Here is a 16,741-nt window from a genome sequence, read left to right on the forward strand (position 1 = left end):
GGTATAAAAAATGGACGCTAAGCAATTAAAGAAACTATATGATATTTTACGTTCTGAAAGCAATACTGAAGCTGTGAAAAAAGTTAAGTCTATTATGACTGAAGATGAACTCTTTGTCTTGCTTGATAATTATAACTGGGATAATGGTTTTGAAGTGCCAGAGGCGATTATTAATCATCCTAATTGTACTCTTCCCGTTGCCTTATTAGCTTTTTATCGAGCAGATGGTCTACGATATTTATTTGAAGGAGAGGATGTTTTTGCAAATCGTTTATCGAAATCCTGGGAATACTTTATAAAGGAAGTTTATGATAAAATTTTGAAAGAGCAATATCCGAATGGAAGTGTATCTTTTCATCCCGAAATAACAAAAATTCAAAAATTTAAATTGAATAAGCTGAATCCTAACCTTAGTTCCTTTATTTTAGATGGTGTTTCAGGAAAAGATTTACATATTTCACTTTAAACTAGTTGGTGGGTCCCATCAGAGATCTAAACAAGCTTCAAGATTTGATTGTTTTATTTGTTCATATTCAAAATAACCTAGCATTGAACTGCACCCCAAAAGTTAGACACTTAAACCTAACTTTTGGTATGCAATTTATTTTATTCTTAGTTTTAAATTAATCTAAATATATAATCTTGTCAAAAAGAGATTTTATATTTTCATCTAAATGATGGCTTACAAAAATAACAGTCTTATCCGGCATTGAGAATAGATACTTCTCAATTTGATAACGTCTTTCTTTATCAATTGCATCAGTTGCTTCATCAATAATCAAAATTGGTTTTTCCTCAAGGTAGGCTCGAGCTAAACTAATCCTTTGTTTTTGCCCACTAGAAATATCTTGGCTAATTTCTGATAAAGTCGTATCCAGTCCATGACGCAATCCACTAACCCAGTCTCTTAGATAAAATAAATCCAATGCTTTTTCAATTTTTGTATCCTCTAATTGTCGTCCCAAGGTTAAATTGAATAAAATAGATTCGTTAAAAATATGATCATCTAAACTGACATAAGAAATTTGTTTGTGAAGATCTACTAAATCGATATTTTTGGAATCGACGTTATCATAGAATATTTCTCCTTTCGAAAGTAGAACTTCACCATTAATGGCTTTTAATATGGTTGATTTCCCTGAACCTGATGTTCCTGAAATTGCGTACTTCTTATTTTTTTCAATTTTGAAATTCAAATTATCTAAGATAAGCTTCCCTTCACGTTCAATAGTTACCGCTTGAATTTCTAGTTTATCTATAAATTTCTTCCAAGATTGCTTCTTAATCTGTGTCTCATTTATACTGTGATCATCAGTCAATTCAAACTTTTCAAATATTTTGTTTACAGTTTTGAATTCAGCGTAATTGGCTGTTAAACCTGTTAGTCCCGCAAAAATAATCGAAGAAAAATATTGAGATGATGAGACAGCACCTATTGGAATTAATCGGTTAAAGTATAAGATACCTGCGTGAGTCAACATAGCAATTTGGCTTACAAAACTGGTTCCATTTTGAACTGACATAAGTCCACCAAAAGTTTTTGAGTATGAGACCCTAGATCTTGAATATTTTTTTGAATAAGATAGAATCTTGACTAACAAGAAATGAAGTTGATTAGCGTTGGATAACATCCGAAATCCACTTAAAGAATCATCAATTGCTTTAACCAATTCTTCATTCTTTTCGGTAAAATAAACAGCTTTCTTTTCCATTTTCTTTGTAAATATTTTAGGAAGATTTACCATTAGAATAAAAAATATAAAGATTGTAAACAACAATGAATAATGAAAGCTAAAAAAGGCAATAACTGCAAAAATGATATTTAATGCTTGACTAATCATTAATTCTAGTGTTTCAAAACCAAGATCTCGAATTGTATTAATATCATTTGTCAACCATGAGGTATAGGCGCTAATACTTTTGGAAGCAAAGTGTACTCCACCATTCCTTTCAATTCTTTTTACAATATCCTTACGTATTTCAGTACACATTTCTTGTATAGCTTTCTCACTTGCTTTTGAGTTTTGATAAATTTGCAATACCCATAATAAATTTACAGCTAAAATGGCTCCACTCAAATACAAAAAGGACTGTAAATCAAAATTTACAATTGTAGAAATCGCCTTAGCACTCAATATACCATTTAAGTAAACACATAATGAATTAATAAAAATCCAAAACAACCATATAGAATTGCTTCGTTTACACCTGAATAAATAAGTTTTTAATGTCATATTTCTATCCTTACTTAAAAATTCCAAATATTTCTTCACCAATTATTTTTCTTTGATGTTTAAGCGCAATATAAGATAATAAAATTTCTATTTTCGTCTGGTTCTCCTTATATATGATGTTTACACTATTCACTATTAGTGAGTTTTTTTAAAAAGTATTATATCATAATGTACTAGACAAGAGGGAATTCTTAATAAATTTGATGAAGAAAAAAGCCTTGAAAATCAAGGCTTTTTCTTCTATATTTCTATGCCCCCTACATGAATTTGGGAGGCTTTTTCATCTTGAAAATAATCAAAAATATTGAAATGTAAGTGATTTTCAGAAGATACTTTAAGTGATTTTAAATCTGATTATTTCAAAATGAGGCGAAAGTGAGGCATGAATAGAATGTTTATTTTTATCAGCGTGTTTTAGGTGGTTGCGTCTTTCTTATTCTAGATAGATTTTAAACAATTGTTTACTAATAGATTGGTTCCTTAAAGTTTGAAAAATTTTAGTGCGTATCGTTTGTGCTACATTATAATCGTTGAGCTTCTATAATTGGAGATTGGAAAAAGTTAAAATTTAGGATGGTATGGGCAATAAGTTAATAATAAATTTATCAAATTGTATGTTAAAATATTTACTAGTATAAACCACTTTCTATATTTTTTGTCAATATTGCAAATTTCATTCATTAATTAGAGTGGATTTATACTTTGGAAAACATTAATATGAGGAATGCTGTTTTGAGAAAAATTTTACAGGATGACAAGCTTTATTCTTTAACAGAATTTAGAAATAAGGTCTATGATGATCTAGATTTAACAAGAAGTGATTTAGCTATTTTGTTATGCGCAATGTTGATTGCATCTATTGGCTTAAACATGGATTCTACTCCAGTTATCATTGGTGCAATGTTAATTTCTCCGCTAATGACACCCATTCTTGGGATTGGTTTTTCGCTAGCGATATTGGATATGAATCTGCTCAGAAAGTCGTTTAAAATTTTGTTTATTCAAGTTTCGTTGAGTCTTATAGCATCGACAGTTTATTTTCTAATTTCTCCTATTTCTTATGCAAGTACAGAAATTATTGCTAGAACTTCTCCAACAATTTGGGATGTTGTTATAGCTTTTGTTGGAGGGTTGGCTGGAGTTATAGGGGCACGAAAAAAAGAAGCAAATAATATTGTACCTGGAGTGGCTATTGCAACGGCTCTTATGCCTCCTGTGTGCACTGTTGGTTATTCTATAGCAACAGGAAATTTTAAGTTCATGCTAGGTGCATCTTATTTATTTTTCATTAATTGTAGCTTTATCATGATTGCTACCTATATTGGAACAAGCTTAACTATGGTAAAAAATCATTACATTAAACATAATCAAGAAGCTTATAAAATGAGAAAAATATTAATTCTAGTTTCGCTTATTCTTATTATTCCCAGTTTGGTTTCAGCAGCTACATTAGTTAGAGAAACACTAATTAATGAATCTATAAATAAATACTTATCTGATCAGTTTAAAGAGCAGACAGTACTAAAAAAGAACTTTATCAAAGAAAATAATACACTAAAGTTAACTATTTCAGGAAAACATCTTTCTGACGAGGAATTAAAAAACCTCATTAGTAAGCAAAATGACTATGGTTTGCAAAATATTTCAATTCAAATTTCACAATTATCCAATGATCGATTGACTGAAAAAGAAGTAGTAGAATTTATTATTCAATATAAGAATGATCAGGATCTTCAAAAGATTGATAAGGAAAAGAGTGAAACGGAGACTAAAAATAAGTAATCAAATCACCGTTTGTTGCAAGAGAAATGAAAAAGAGGCTGGGATAAAAGTCCTAGCCTCTCAATTGTCTTTGGATTGTCGAGCAAGACGCAGTGGTTGAGTGGGCTCTACTACGCTGATTCCATCAGCTTTTACAGCCCTACTCAACTGTGCGGAGGTGGGACGACGAAATCGAATTCTAACGAATTACCGATTTCTGTCCCACTCTCTTTTTACTATTATAAATTACAAAGATGTTTTGCAAGAGAAATTAACTCTTAGCTTTATTTGTCATCTTTATTAATCATATTTTTAACGCCTTCGATTGCGCCTTCGACAGCATCTTTGGCATCTTCAGCGACTTCTTTAACTTTAGAAACTACTTTTTCAGCAGCCCCTTCTTTTTCTGTTTTTTTATCACCAGTTAAATTTCCTAGTCCTTCTTTAACAGAACCTTTAGCTTGGTTGAATTTTTCTTCTGTAGACATAATCTTTACCTCCATTATGAGTTTTTAAGTATTTTATTTATAGAAAAGAAATAAAATAAAAATCTCTTTTCGTAGTTCTAGTATTAATGAACGCGAGTTTTTTCCTTAGAAGTAGCTTCTTTAACAGCATCTACCCCTTCACCAACTTTTTCTTGAACAGCTGAGAAGCCTCCGCTGAGTCCAGATTTTGCTTTTTCAAATTGCTCTGAAGCGAATTCGCCTGTTGATTCTGCAATATCTGTTACTCGGTCTTGAAGACTAACTGAATCAGCTTCATGCTGTTCTTTAGTTTTGATATCAACAACATTAACATTGACTTCAACAACTTCTAAGTCAGTCATCTTAGAAACTTCTTCCACAACAACTTTCTTGATTTCGTCGTATAATGCAGGAACATTCTTTTGATATTCAACTACTACATTCAAGTCAACAGCAACTTGTTCTTTACCAACTTCAACATTAACACCGTTAGTGACATTATCAGTGTTAATCAATTTATCTGTTAAGTTAGAGAAGAAGCCACCGTCAACAGCCAGCAAACCTGAAACTTTCTCTAAAGAAAGGCCAATAATTTTTTGAATGACCTTATCATCATAAGTCAATTCACCTTTTACTTCGTGAGCTGCTTGAGCAACTTCTTTTTTTGCAACATCTTTAACATCTTTATTTGACATATTAAACTCCTTTATTCTTATTTAAATATATTTTTGTTTTGAATATAATATCCGATTCCTGCCCCTAGAGTAGCGCAAATCAAGACAAATAGAGTCTTAAAGAAGCCAAAGGATAGGATAAAACACGCTAGAATAATGCCTGCTAATCCAGACAAGATTGGATATTGATATTTTTTAAACCATTCCATTTTTTACTTCCTTACTTTACACGACTAGTAGTTTTTTTAGCCACTTCTTTTGGCTTGAAGTCTGAGACAGAGATTTTAAGCTTGACATTATGATTGATTCCGAAGAATTCTGTCAATCCAGACGCAATTTCTTCTTGAATCAACTGACTTCTCTTGATAATGTTTTCCGAAGGAACGATTGCCCCTTTAACGGACACCATGCATTTGTTTTTACGGCTATTTACTGAAACTGTAGGATCTTTAATTAAATCGTGATCTGTTACCAGACTACGAACAAATCCTTCAATCGCTGAATTTTTCAGCATCAGTTTCCCATCCGCATCAGCTAGCTGAATTTCTAAACGTCTCTTAGGATAAAAAACTATCACTAACATCAGTAGTAAGATTAAGCTTGCTAAAACCACAGTGCCCCAAAAGACATATCTAGAAAGATAGTATCCTACAAAAGGAATTTGCTTCCAAGTGAACAACTTCCAGGTAAATAGTTGAAGCCCCAGACCGCTAACTTTATGAAAATCTAGCAAAACAGGAATCAAAATCGTCAAGATTAAAATACATAGTATGAGAAAAAGTATTTTTCTTGATTTTGACATATTGAATCCTCACATCATTAAGTTTTAAATTGTATTCTGAAAGTAAAAAGACAATTTATGCCTTTTTACCTACAAAAAATGATACAACAGCTACTACAATAACTGCACCAATGATAGAAGGAAGCAAGGCCATACCAGCCAAACTAGGACCCCAAGTTCCCAAAAGTGATTGACCGACAGTTGAACCGATTAAACCTGCAACAATATTTGCAACAACACCCATAGAGCCACCTTTTTTAGTGATTGATCCAGCAATAAGACCAATAACACCTCCGACAATAATAGACCAAAGCATATCGATTCTCCTTTCTAAATTTACTAAATCAAAATTCAAATCTTTTGATTAATATGATTATATAATTTTCCAACTTTGAAACATAATAATTCAGCTTACTTTTATCATCGCTTTTATGTATCTTAGATACATAAAAACAATAAAACGTTTATTTCATAGGGTTTTGATAGAAAAACAATATGATTTCTCATATATTTTTGAGTTATTGGATTAGTTTAAATATACACAATATGGTATAATTGCATGACAATATAAACACTATATTATAAAGAAAGATAACATTTTTAATGCGAGAATTACTGTCTAAAAAAAGTCACAGACAATTAGAATTATTAGAATTGCTATTTGAAAACAAACGATGGTTTCATATTTCTGAGTTAGCAGAATTATTACACTGTACAGAACGTTCTGTAAAAGATGACTTGTCCCATGTCAGGTCTGCTTTTCCTGACTTGATATTTCATTCTTCAACAAATGGTATCCGTATCATTAATACCGATGATAGTGATATTGAGATGGTTTATCACCATTTTTTTAAACATTCAACTCACTTTTCAATTTTAGAATTTGCCTTCTTTAATGAAGGATGTGATGCTGGTAGTATTTGCAAAGAGTTTTACATCAGTTCATCCTCGTTTTACCGTATCATCGGTCACATTAATAAAATTATTAAGAAACAATATCGTTTTGAAATCAGCCTCAATCCAGTTCGAATTACTGGAAATGAGATCGATATCCGTTACTTTTTTGCCCAGTATTTTTCAGAGAAATATTATTTCCTTGAATGGCCCTTTGAAGATTTTTCAGTAGAACCTTTGTGTAAGCTTTTAGCACTGGTCTATAAAGAAACTGCCTTTCCAGTCAATTTCGCAACTCAACGAATGTTAAAGTTGCTCCTTGTTACGAATTTATACCGAATAAAGTTTGGTCATTTCTTGGAAGTTGAGAAAAATTCTTTTAACAACCAATTGTTGGAATCTTTCATGCAGGCAGAAGGAATTGACGAGATTGTAGCGAGCTTTGACTCTGAATATCATATCTCTCTGAATAAAGAAGTGATCGGTCAACTGTTTGTATCCTATTTTCAAAAAATGTTTTTCATAGATGAAGAAGTATTTCTGAACCATGCAAAAACAGACAGCTATGTAAAAAAATCGTATCAGTTATTGGGAGATCTAGTAGATCAGGTATCAAGAGAGTATAATCTCCAGGTAGACAATAAGGACAATCTGATCTGGCATCTGCATAATACGGCACATCTGCATCGGCAGGAATTATCGACAGAGTTTATCCTATTTGATCAAAAAGGCAATACAATCAAGAACTTTCAAAATATTTTCCCTCGCTTTGTTTCAGAGGTGAAAGAAGGGATTGAACATTATCTAGAGGCTTTGGATATGGATTACAATTCAATGAAAGTCAATCACTTGAGCTATACTTTTATTACCCATAGCAAACACTTAGTGTTAAATCTTTTACAAAATCAACCTAAATTAAAGGTTTTAGTCATGAGTAATTTTGATCAGTATCATGCAAAATCAGTAGCAGAGACTCTTTCTTATTATTGCAGCAACAATTTTGAACTGGAGGTTTGGAGTGAATTAGAACTATCAATTGATTCTTTAAAAGAGTCACCTTTCGACATTATTATTTCTAATTTTATTATTCCACCAATTGAGAACAAGAGACTGATCTATTCCAATAATATTAATACGGTCGCACTCATCTCCTTACTTAACGCAATGATGTTTATTCGACTAGATGAGTAACTAAGAATAATAAAAAAACGCTATGTAGCGTTTTTTTATTATGAGAAAAGAATTTCATCTATATTAGACTCAGAATATCCTAAAAATTTAAGCAAAAAAGCCTTGGTTTACAAGGCTTTTTTGCTATTTCTATGCCCCCTGCATGGATTTGTAAGAACTTTTCATATTGAAAATAAACAAAAATGTTGAAATATAGCTGATTTTAGGGAAATACTTTTAGGTGTTTTCAATGTCAGGATTTAAAAATGGGGCAAAAGTGGGGCAAAAACGAATGACTCGTATTTTGTTTGAAAACCTATAATACCTAATGATTATGCTATTCTAGATATATAGTTTTGTTATAAATAAATGTCAGTGCGAGTTCAAATCGGAGGATAAAATGGAAAAACAAATTAATGAAAAAAAGCCTTGGTTCCCAAAGCTTTTTAATGTTATAAACTCATTAAAATAACTCCCAGTTAGATTTGGAATATTTTTTATTCTGTGTCATATAAAAATAAATAAAATGAATGGCTATAGCTAGAGCTAAAATGGTTGTTATACTCACTACTATTATAGGATTAGAAGCAAAGATTAAAGAGAGAATCAAGGCAGCCAGATAGAGTGTCGCTTGGACACAGTAGTAACTTTTCGAATAGCGAAGATAGTGTTTGTTATGGGGACCATTTACTAGGACAGCAGCTTGAAAGAGGCCAAATCCGATATAAGAGAAGCTGGTTGCAAAGAGACGATTAGCTTCAGGATTCAGAAGAAAACTCATCGATACAGTCATCATCATAAGCCCAATGAAAATAGGATAGTGACTGTAAATTAGAAATAGCCCCTTTTGATTAGATTTTTCATCAATAGCATGGTCGAATTGACCAAAATAAAACAAGAACAGAGAAATCATAATAATGAAATAAAGAACCGAATAAATCGAGAAATTCTCGATTGTAAAGAAGTTAGCTAGCTCCGTAATCATCTCTCCAAACATAATAATGACAAGAAGGGAGATGCGCTCGATTAAATGGGGGAGATTTACCTGGTAATGCTAACATTTATTAAGCAAGATACTTGGCATAATAAATGTTAGCAGAATACTAGTAAATAAGATATAGACTCCAAGGTAAATAGGAAGAAGAGCTGTTAGATAGACTCCTAAACTTCCTAGACCTGTTATCCATAGAAAACCTTTGATACTTTCCCGATTAACATCATCGGTTGATTTTCTAAAAAATTCAACCAAATATTGAAAAAATAAGGTAAGGGTTAATGTACCAATAGCCCAACAGAGATAATGAAAATATTGTTGCCAATCAGGTCCAATCATATTGGCTATAAAGAGTAAAATTCCCATTTTGATAAACATGATTACTATGTTAAATAAAGAGTTCTTTCCATAGCGATTGGTATAATCGGTTTGAATCATCCAGGAATTGATGAGAACCAAAGTAGCAATGAGAAAATCAAGGAAAGAATTCCAAGTCAAAATACCGTTATGAAGATGGTCAATTAAAGTAGTTATTTTTGAAATTGCAAAAACAAAAACTAAGTCATAAAAAAGTTCTGAAAATTCTACACGTTTATGTTTAATAAGAGTTGTCATCTTAAGACCTTTCTATTTTAGAAGTACAATTTATTATAACAGAAAATGGTAATAAAAAAAAAGGAGATGCTTAAATAACTTCATGTGACGCGAATGAACTGCGCCACAAAAGTTAGGTTTTTTCTGTCTAACTTTTGGGGTGCAGTTCAGAAGGGTGTTCATAAAATTATACCGTTGATATCCATTAGTTGACCAAAAGTAGAACAGATACGAAAAAAAGCCTTATTACAAGGCTTTTCCTGTTGTATGTAGATGCCCCCTACAGGGATTTGGAAAGGACTTTCATATTGAGAGCAATTAAAAATATTGAAATATAAGTGATTTTAGGTATTTTCAATGTCATGATTTAAAAATGGGACAAAAGTGGGGCAAAAACCATACAGATTCTAAACTGTATGATTCTTTTTTTATCTAACCAAGAAAGGTTAAAACTTATTAAAACAAATGCAATCAACTGTTGAAAACTTTTTAGTCCGTGTAATATAAAAACAAGTAAAAAGTTGAACTATAGGGAATATTGTGTCATAATAGGTAATAGATGAATAATTAATAGATTGGAAATAATGCTTTCTTACCTTAACAAGTTGAATTGGTTATACATTTTTTCGTCGCAATTGTGTCTATCTCTCGAGTTTAGCTAGTTTTTATAAGCTCTGGTTTCTAATCAATATAACAAATTTTAGAAGTGCATAAGACAAGATGGTGACATTACTACAGTCATTTCTAGTCACCATATGTTGCTGGCACAGGCTGTTTGTAGTGTTGGCTATTTACTAGTCAGTTTAATCGGAGTGTTTAATTTTTATTGTTGAAAGGTTTTTATATGGCGAAAATTCTATCTTTAGGTCTGACAGGTAAGAAATTACTTGCTCAGGGGTTCTTGTTTGTTCTGCTAGGTCTCATCTTGATGGTCACGGGGACTTGGTTGCCAGTAAAGGTTATTCGACTGGTTCTGTTTTTAGCTTGGATAGCAACGGTCTTAGATTTAGTATTACGTATTTTCAAAAAAAGTCAGTCAACGGACACCTTGGGAGTTGCACTGGTTAAATTGTTAGTGCTGGGATATTTGCTTGGCTCCAATCTTGCGACTGATATACCGATTTATGTTCTGGCTCTTGTGATTGGAGTTTATCAGATTTTTAGGGCCACGATTAATCTTGTCACCTATGTTCTCTACCGTAAAAATAATATTCGACCTCGTTTTCGTCTCTTACTAGATGGTATTCTACTAGTTTTTCTTGGTGGAGCTAGTCTTTTGTCCTCTACGGGAAATTCTGTCTTTCAACTCTTTGTTTTAGGGGCTTATTTTTTCCTTTATGGTCTGTCCAATATCCGTGACGGTTTCTTATTTGAAGGGGAAATTGGGAAAAACCATCTCAAACGTCGCATTAGAATTAGCTTACCTATTGTCCTAGCCGCTCTCATCCCTGCAAGAACTTTAGCAAAAATTAACAAATTTATGCTGGAAAATGCTGATGAGGAAGAAGATATCCATCTTGGAATAGTGAAGTCTGGTAAGACAGCAGAGCTAGAAATTTTTGTTCATACAGCTGAGACCTCCCTGTTTTCAGCTATTGGTCATGTGGATATCTGCTATCAGGGCCGTGTTATTTCTTATGGCAACTATGATCCGTCATCTGAGACCTTATTTGGTATGGTAGGAGATGGTGTCTTATATTTCTGTGACCGCGATAAGTACATTGATCTATGTAAACGTGAGAGTCAAAAAACACTTTTTGGTTACGGAATAGATTTGACACCGGAAATGGAAGAAGCGGTTCAGGAAAAATTAGCTGAATTAAAACAACTAACGATTCCTTGGGAGCCAAGCGCAGATAAAATTAAAACGGAAGATGGTAAGGAAGACTACACCTACGCTTATAAAATCAGACATGAGACGGATGGGGAACTTTATAAATTTATCAAATCTAAGTTTAAATCCTACTTTGTCTTGTCCACAAACTGTGTGCTCTTGGCTGATACCATAGTCGGTCAAGCTGGAACAGATATCCTCTCACCAAAAGGATTTATCGCTCCAGGAACTTACCAAGCCTACCTTGATCGAGAGTTTGAAAAACCAAATAGTATAGTCGTATCTAAACATGTTTATTAATGAGAATTTATGAACTTAGTTAAAAAATATACCCCGTTAATCCTTTTTATAGGGCTGGTTGCTCTTGTAATTCTGAATGCATCGAGCTTTATATCAGGAGCAATCTCTCTCTTTGATGTAACATCAACCTTGATTTATGGTGCTGTTATTGCTTTTGTGCTTAATGTTCCTATGAAAAAAATTGAACAGTACTTAGTTAAATTGAAGGTAAAGGCAGAGTTGCGTCGTCCGATTGCCATGGTACTTGTTTTCCTAGCTCTTATCTTAATCGTGATTGCTCTTTTGGTTTTGGTGCTGCCAACCCTAGCTCAGACTATTAGTCAGCTGGGAACAGTCCTTTCAACAGTCCTTACTCAACTTGGGAAATTGCTAGGCAGCTCGGAATTTGTAACCAAAGACATGTTGTCAACTATCGTATCAGGCATACAGGGACAATCTAGTTCTATTAGCCAAGCTTTGATAGGTTTTTTATCAGGTCTGACTAGTAATATCGGCAATATTTTTTCAAGTTTGATGAATGCCTTTTTGATTATAGTCTTCACCTTTTTATTTTTATCCAGTAAGGAACATTTGGCAGCGATGACGAGTCGACTTCTAAAAGTTTTTCTTCCAGAGAAGGTGGTGATAAAGTTGACTTACATTGGACAAGTAGCACTAGAGACTTATGACCAATTTTTGATGAGTCAGCTGATTGAAGCAGTTATCATAGGAGTTATGATAGCGGTTGGTTACAGCCTGTTTGGGATACCCTATGGAGTAATGACAGGTATATTTGCAGGAGTGCTATCGTTCATTCCTTATGTAGGGCCTATGATTGCTTGTGTTGTGGGAGCGATTTTTATCTTCACAGTGAGTCCTACTCAAGCCTTACTTTCTCTTCTTCTATATCAAGTTATACAGCTGATTGAAGGAAACCTTATTTATCCAAAAGTTGTAGGTCAGTCTATTGGTTTGCCAGCTCTTTTCACACTTGCAGCAGCTAGTATCGGAGGGAATCTTTTCGGACTACTTGGAATGATATTCTTTACCCCCGTATTTGCTGTTATCTATCGACTGGTTAAAGAATTTGTCGTTGCAAAGGAAAATCAGGTAGATTAAGAAAAACTAAATTTAATAAGATATACTGAGAAGAGAGTGAGAGATTCTCTTCTCTTTTATTTTTAAATACTTTTCTACAAAAAGCTATTAGACGTTAAAAAAAGCCTTGGTTTCAAGGCTTATTTCTGTTGATTTAGATGTGCCCCCTGCAGGGCTCGAACCTGCGCCCCATAGCTTAAGAGTCTACTGCTCTACCAACTGAGCTAAGGAGGCAACAGAAAAAGCTGAGAATGTAACTTCCCAGCTATTTTAATATGCCCAAAATGGCAGCTAGATTATTTACGAAAGGCATCAAGGATATAGGTGAAACCAACAATTAAAAATGCAAAGGCAACGACATAAACGACAAAGACACTTGTAGCTACTGGATTGAACAAAATCACTAGACCTAGTAAAAATGCAAGCAACGCTATCCACATGATATGGTTGCCAATAATAGGGAAAATCAATCCCAAACGATTGCCTTTAAAGAAAACTATAATGGCTTCTACAATTAACCAAATTCCTAAAATAGTTGGAATGACAACTGGCAGCGTCACAAAGCCATAGGCAACGAGGTAAAGAGCTAAGAGAAGATTAACAATCCCTTGGAAAAGATGAGCTGGTGAGCGAAGCTCTTTTGGTACAGAGAAATAGCCTAAAATAGCTGCTATAGAAGAAACCAGTAAACCAAATGCAATCCACCAGCTGTAAGCAACAAGATTAGCTACTGGGTTTGTAAATAGGAAAAGTCCTAAAAGGACAAAAACAACTCCTGCAAGGAATAGCAGTAAACGATTAGAAAATTTCATTTCAATACCCCCTATATAGTATAGTTTGATAATAAAAATATTATACACCTTTTTAGAGGAAATGTCAATAAACAAAATGGAAAATTTGGAAGTTTCAGTCTGATTTATGAAAAGAAAAGGAGTTTCCACTCCTTTTCACAGATTGAAGACAAAGTCCTTATAAAAGTGTCTTCTAAAGATTTTAACTTCAATCTGAAGCGAGGTTATCCTCGCTTTTTCTATTTATCAAACAATTCCTTATTTTCAATTAAGAGTTCTAGTGGAGATTTATCCCTTGCTACAATAAAACCAGGTTCATATTGGTTATGAAGTGTTCTTTTCTGAGAAGTTGGATCAATATACAACTCATCTCCATCTTCTGTGTATAGTTGGTTGCCTCTTGTTAAGTAAAGTAAATCCTCTAAGTACTGTCCATCAGTATGTAGGAAATGCTCGATGTATTTGACAGCTTTTAAGATTTCACTTACTTTATCAGAGTATTCATTAGATTCAAGAACGCTCTTTTCTAACTCAATCTCTTTACTAGTTCCAAATAGTTGGGTTGGAGTTGCATTAAAATATTCTGCTATCTTATCCAAATTTGCAAAGGTAGGATAGCTTTTTTGTTTTTCGTAATCAGAGATGGACTGTTTACCAATTCCTAAATCTTCAGCTAGTTGAGTTTGACTTACTCCTTTTTCTATGCGTAGGCGTGCCAAATTGGGTCCAAAATTTTGAATAATAAAGGTCATGGAAAACTCCTATTCTTTTATTTTTAACTTATTTTATCACCTATAAACTTACAAATCAAGTTTTTAGTTGACTATTTAAAATATTTTTTATAAAATATATTTATAACTTATAAATAAGTTATAAATAATACAAAAAAATAGCTCGTAAGTTTAGGATTGGTGAGTGGGGAAGAAGTTGAGGACAAGACGATGACTTATGACTATTCGAAGCCTTAGAGCTAGAAATTGTGTGGACAAGGACAAGGGCGAGCCTGACGGGAAGTCAGGCGAAGTCCTGCAGACTGCCGTCCAGACAATTTCTAGCCAAGCAAAAGCTGGCTATTCTAACAGCCAGCAAAAAGGTACACTTAGGGCAACGCCCAAAGAACGACGGAACGAGCAAACGTTGATTTGGCATTTGACATTTTCAACAATCCTGAAATCGTTAATTTGCAACATATTAAAGGTGGTGTTACCCATAAGGTCTTCTATGGTAGAGGGGGCGAATTAGAGACGAAATATTGGGGTTCTAGCGGTAGTAATGTACAAGTTAGGTTATATGATAAGAATAAAGAAATCATTGCTCACAAGCGCGAAGAGAAGCTAGATTTGGCTGTAAATCCGTTTTGGTGGAGACTGGAGTTCCAACTCAGAACCAAAGCGATTGGTGAGGAGATGGTCCAAGATATTATGAATCGACTTGATAATTTCGGATTTTATAAGCTAGAACATATTCGAGTGGATCAAAGAGCATTTACAATTATCTTTCTCAACAATCCTGAACTGTTATCATTGGCTTTTCCAAATTTAAAATCAGACAGTATCAAAAAGAAAAAAACAAGAGTCCGCAAACTATTGAGAGAAGAAACGAACCAATTTGCGGAAGATTTAAAAGAAGTATTAATACAGAATCTCCCTAAATTAAATTCAGAATTACAACTACTTGTAGGTGAGTTTCTGAATTTAGAAAAAAAATAAGGAGGATAACTATGGACAATAATTTAATTAGTAACAAAGAATTAATTGAAATGGGCTATCGCCCTCATACAGCGAATGATATCATTCATCAGGCAAGAGAATTACTTGTATCACGAGGCTATACATTTTATAATCGCAAACGTTTGATGGTTGTTCCAAAAAGTGTTGTAAATGAGATTCTAGGAACAGAGGTGGCGTAATATGGCAAGTGTTCGTTATCGAAAGCGAGGAGATAGTAATTTATGGACCTATGAAATTCGTAGCGAAGGAAAAACTGTTGCTCACAATAGCGGTTTTAAAACAAAAAAACTTGCAGAGTCAGAAGCTGAACCGATTCTGCAAGAACTTCGTTTAGGGAAAAGAATTTCTAGAGATATTTCTCTTGTAGATCTGTATCAAGAATGGCTTGAACTAAAAATTCTACCAAGTAGTAGATCGGAAGAGACAAAGAAAAAATATCTTCTCCGTAAAAACACAATTGAAAGATTATTTGGAAATAAAAAAGTCACTCAAATTCGTGCGAGTGAATACCAAAGAATTATGAATAAGTATGGGCAGACAGTTGGTAGAAATTTTCTTGGTAGATTGAATACTGGGATTCATCAGAGCATCCAAATGGCAATTGCTGACAAAGTTCTAATAGATGATTTTACACAACATGTCGAGTTATTTTCATCCAAAGAACAACAGATGACAGAAGAGAAATATTTACATACAGAAAAGGACTATCTGGATTTACTTTTAGCAGTGAAGAGAAAATTTGATTACCAACGTTCAATTGTTCCTTATATCGTCTATTCTCTATTAAAAACAGGCATGAGGTTTGGAGAGTTAATAGCGTTAACTTGGAATGAAGTTGACTTTGACAGAGGGCTGCTAAAAACATATAGGAGGTTTAATACCCTTTCTCATAAATTTGTCCCTCCAAAAAATAAAACGTCTATTCGGATGGTACCGATAGACGAAGAATGTATTAAGATATTACAAGTCCTAAAAATTGAACAGGAGAAGGCTAATAAAGAGCTAGGAATCAAGAATAGGTATAAAATGATTTTTCAGCATTATGGATATATTCACTTGGTACCAGATATTGCAAGTGTCAATAAAGCTTTGAGTGTTCTTTTAAATGAATTAGATATTTATCCAATTATCACGACAAAAGGAGCACGTCATACCTATGGAAGCTACCTCTGGCACAAAGGATTTGACCTTGGAGTTATTGCAAAGATTTTAGGTCATCGAGATATTTCAATGTTAGTAGAAGTGTATGGACACACTTTAGAAGAGAAAATTTTTGAGGAATTTAATCAAATCAGAGATGTCTGGAAAGATTGCTCATAAAAAAATGTGGGGCAAATGATGGGGCAAATCAGTTATAGACAAGCAAAAAAGCCTTTTAAATCAAGGCTTTTTCCTGTTGATTTAGATGCCCCCTGCAGGGCTCGAACCTGCGACCCATAG

General features: G+C 33.4%; 15 protein-coding genes, 1 tRNA gene and 2 pseudogenes. 8 read left to right on the forward strand and 10 right to left on the reverse strand.

Translation table 11 applies throughout. The annotated features are described in order from the left end of the window. The first annotated feature begins 10 nt into the window (after positions 1–10). The gene (locus HMPREF2780_RS10855) at positions 11–466 is read left to right on the forward strand and encodes a DUF4274 domain-containing protein (protein WP_105026619.1); all 456 of its coding nucleotides are present in this window, start codon (positions 11–13) and stop codon (positions 464–466) included. 157 nt (positions 467–623) lie between these two features. Here HMPREF2780_RS10855 and HMPREF2780_RS10860 read toward each other — a convergent pair whose 3' ends face one another. Beyond that, positions 624–2,234: an ATP-binding cassette domain-containing protein gene (locus HMPREF2780_RS10860; RefSeq protein WP_105026620.1), complete on the reverse strand. Its 1,611-nt coding sequence runs from the start codon at positions 2,232–2,234 to the stop codon at positions 624–626. A 717-nt stretch (positions 2,235–2,951) separates the two neighbouring features. Here HMPREF2780_RS10860 and HMPREF2780_RS10865 point away from each other — a divergent pair. Then, on the forward strand, positions 2,952–4,016 hold the full coding sequence (locus tag HMPREF2780_RS10865; protein WP_185774535.1) for a TIGR00341 family protein: 1,065 nt from the start codon (positions 2,952–2,954) through the stop codon (positions 4,014–4,016). Positions 4,017–4,279: 263 nt separating this feature from the next. Here the strand turns inward: HMPREF2780_RS10865 and HMPREF2780_RS10875 are convergent, their stop codons facing one another. From HMPREF2780_RS10875 to HMPREF2780_RS10895, 5 genes are all read right to left on the reverse strand, one after another. Further along, positions 4,280–4,483 (reverse strand): CsbD family protein, encoded by a 204-nt coding sequence (locus HMPREF2780_RS10875; protein WP_105026621.1) that lies wholly within the window; start codon positions 4,481–4,483, stop codon positions 4,280–4,282. Between the two features lie 83 nt (positions 4,484–4,566). Beyond that, a complete protein-coding gene (locus tag HMPREF2780_RS10880; RefSeq protein ID WP_061593950.1) occupies positions 4,567–5,157 on the reverse strand; it encodes an Asp23/Gls24 family envelope stress response protein in 591 nt (196 codons plus the stop codon). 17 nt (positions 5,158–5,174) lie between these two features. Continuing rightward, the gene (locus tag HMPREF2780_RS10885) at positions 5,175–5,345 is read right to left on the reverse strand and encodes a DUF2273 domain-containing protein (RefSeq protein ID WP_002899156.1); all 171 of its coding nucleotides are present in this window, start codon (positions 5,343–5,345) and stop codon (positions 5,175–5,177) included. A gap of 11 nt (positions 5,346–5,356) precedes the next feature. Continuing rightward, positions 5,357–5,938, reverse strand: coding sequence for an alkaline shock response membrane anchor protein AmaP (amaP, locus tag HMPREF2780_RS10890; RefSeq protein ID WP_004192493.1), 582 nt, complete (start codon positions 5,936–5,938; stop codon positions 5,357–5,359). Between the two features lie 55 nt (positions 5,939–5,993). Beyond that, a complete protein-coding gene (locus HMPREF2780_RS10895; protein WP_105026622.1) occupies positions 5,994–6,233 on the reverse strand; it encodes a GlsB/YeaQ/YmgE family stress response membrane protein in 240 nt (79 codons plus the stop codon). Positions 6,234–6,520: 287 nt separating this feature from the next. Here HMPREF2780_RS10895 and HMPREF2780_RS10900 point away from each other — a divergent pair, with 287 nt between their 5' ends. Beyond that, a complete protein-coding gene (locus tag HMPREF2780_RS10900; RefSeq protein ID WP_045773460.1) occupies positions 6,521–8,002 on the forward strand; it encodes an AcpB/EbpR/MafR family transcriptional regulator in 1,482 nt (493 codons plus the stop codon). A gap of 442 nt (positions 8,003–8,444) precedes the next feature. Here HMPREF2780_RS10900 and HMPREF2780_RS10905 read toward each other — a convergent pair. Next, a pseudogene (locus HMPREF2780_RS10905) lies at positions 8,445–9,590 on the reverse strand (low temperature requirement protein A). 823 nt (positions 9,591–10,413) lie between these two features. On the opposite strand from HMPREF2780_RS10905, the gene HMPREF2780_RS10915 reads away from it, so the two are divergent. Continuing rightward, positions 10,414–11,703 carry a hypothetical protein gene (locus HMPREF2780_RS10915; RefSeq protein WP_096754983.1) on the forward strand — a complete coding sequence of 430 codons (1,290 nt, stop codon included), beginning with the start codon at positions 10,414–10,416 and terminating at the stop codon, positions 11,701–11,703. A gap of 9 nt (positions 11,704–11,712) precedes the next feature. Further along, positions 11,713–12,801 (forward strand): AI-2E family transporter, encoded by a 1,089-nt coding sequence (locus HMPREF2780_RS10920; RefSeq protein WP_172858952.1) that lies wholly within the window; start codon positions 11,713–11,715, stop codon positions 12,799–12,801. Between the two features lie 140 nt (positions 12,802–12,941). Here HMPREF2780_RS10920 and HMPREF2780_RS10925 read toward each other — a convergent pair. The 3 genes from HMPREF2780_RS10925 to HMPREF2780_RS10935 form a co-directional block, all read right to left on the reverse strand. After that, positions 12,942–13,014 (reverse strand) — tRNA-Lys (locus HMPREF2780_RS10925). A 62-nt stretch (positions 13,015–13,076) separates the two neighbouring features. After that, positions 13,077–13,592 (reverse strand): DUF308 domain-containing protein, encoded by a 516-nt coding sequence (locus tag HMPREF2780_RS10930; protein WP_000672740.1) that lies wholly within the window; start codon positions 13,590–13,592, stop codon positions 13,077–13,079. Between the two features lie 218 nt (positions 13,593–13,810). Continuing rightward, a complete protein-coding gene (locus tag HMPREF2780_RS10935) occupies positions 13,811–14,323 on the reverse strand; it encodes a helix-turn-helix domain-containing protein (protein WP_002911102.1) in 513 nt (170 codons plus the stop codon). 384 nt (positions 14,324–14,707) lie between these two features. Here HMPREF2780_RS10935 and HMPREF2780_RS10945 point away from each other — a divergent pair. The 3 genes and pseudogenes from HMPREF2780_RS10945 to HMPREF2780_RS10955 form a co-directional block, all read left to right on the forward strand. Beyond that, positions 14,708–15,280: pseudogene (locus tag HMPREF2780_RS10945) on the forward strand (replication initiation protein); the annotation flags it as partial. An 11-nt stretch (positions 15,281–15,291) separates the two neighbouring features. Beyond that, the gene (locus HMPREF2780_RS10950) at positions 15,292–15,480 is read left to right on the forward strand and encodes a DUF3173 domain-containing protein (RefSeq protein ID WP_000369785.1); all 189 of its coding nucleotides are present in this window, start codon (positions 15,292–15,294) and stop codon (positions 15,478–15,480) included. Position 15,481: 1 nt separating this feature from the next. Next, positions 15,482–16,621, forward strand: a complete 1,140-nt coding sequence (locus HMPREF2780_RS10955) for a site-specific integrase (RefSeq protein ID WP_105026623.1) — start codon at positions 15,482–15,484, stop codon at positions 16,619–16,621. Positions 16,622–16,741 lie beyond the last annotated feature (120 nt).

The organism is Streptococcus sp. HMSC062B01 (genome assembly GCF_001811085.1).
Classification (GTDB): domain Bacteria; phylum Bacillota; class Bacilli; order Lactobacillales; family Streptococcaceae; genus Streptococcus; species Streptococcus gordonii.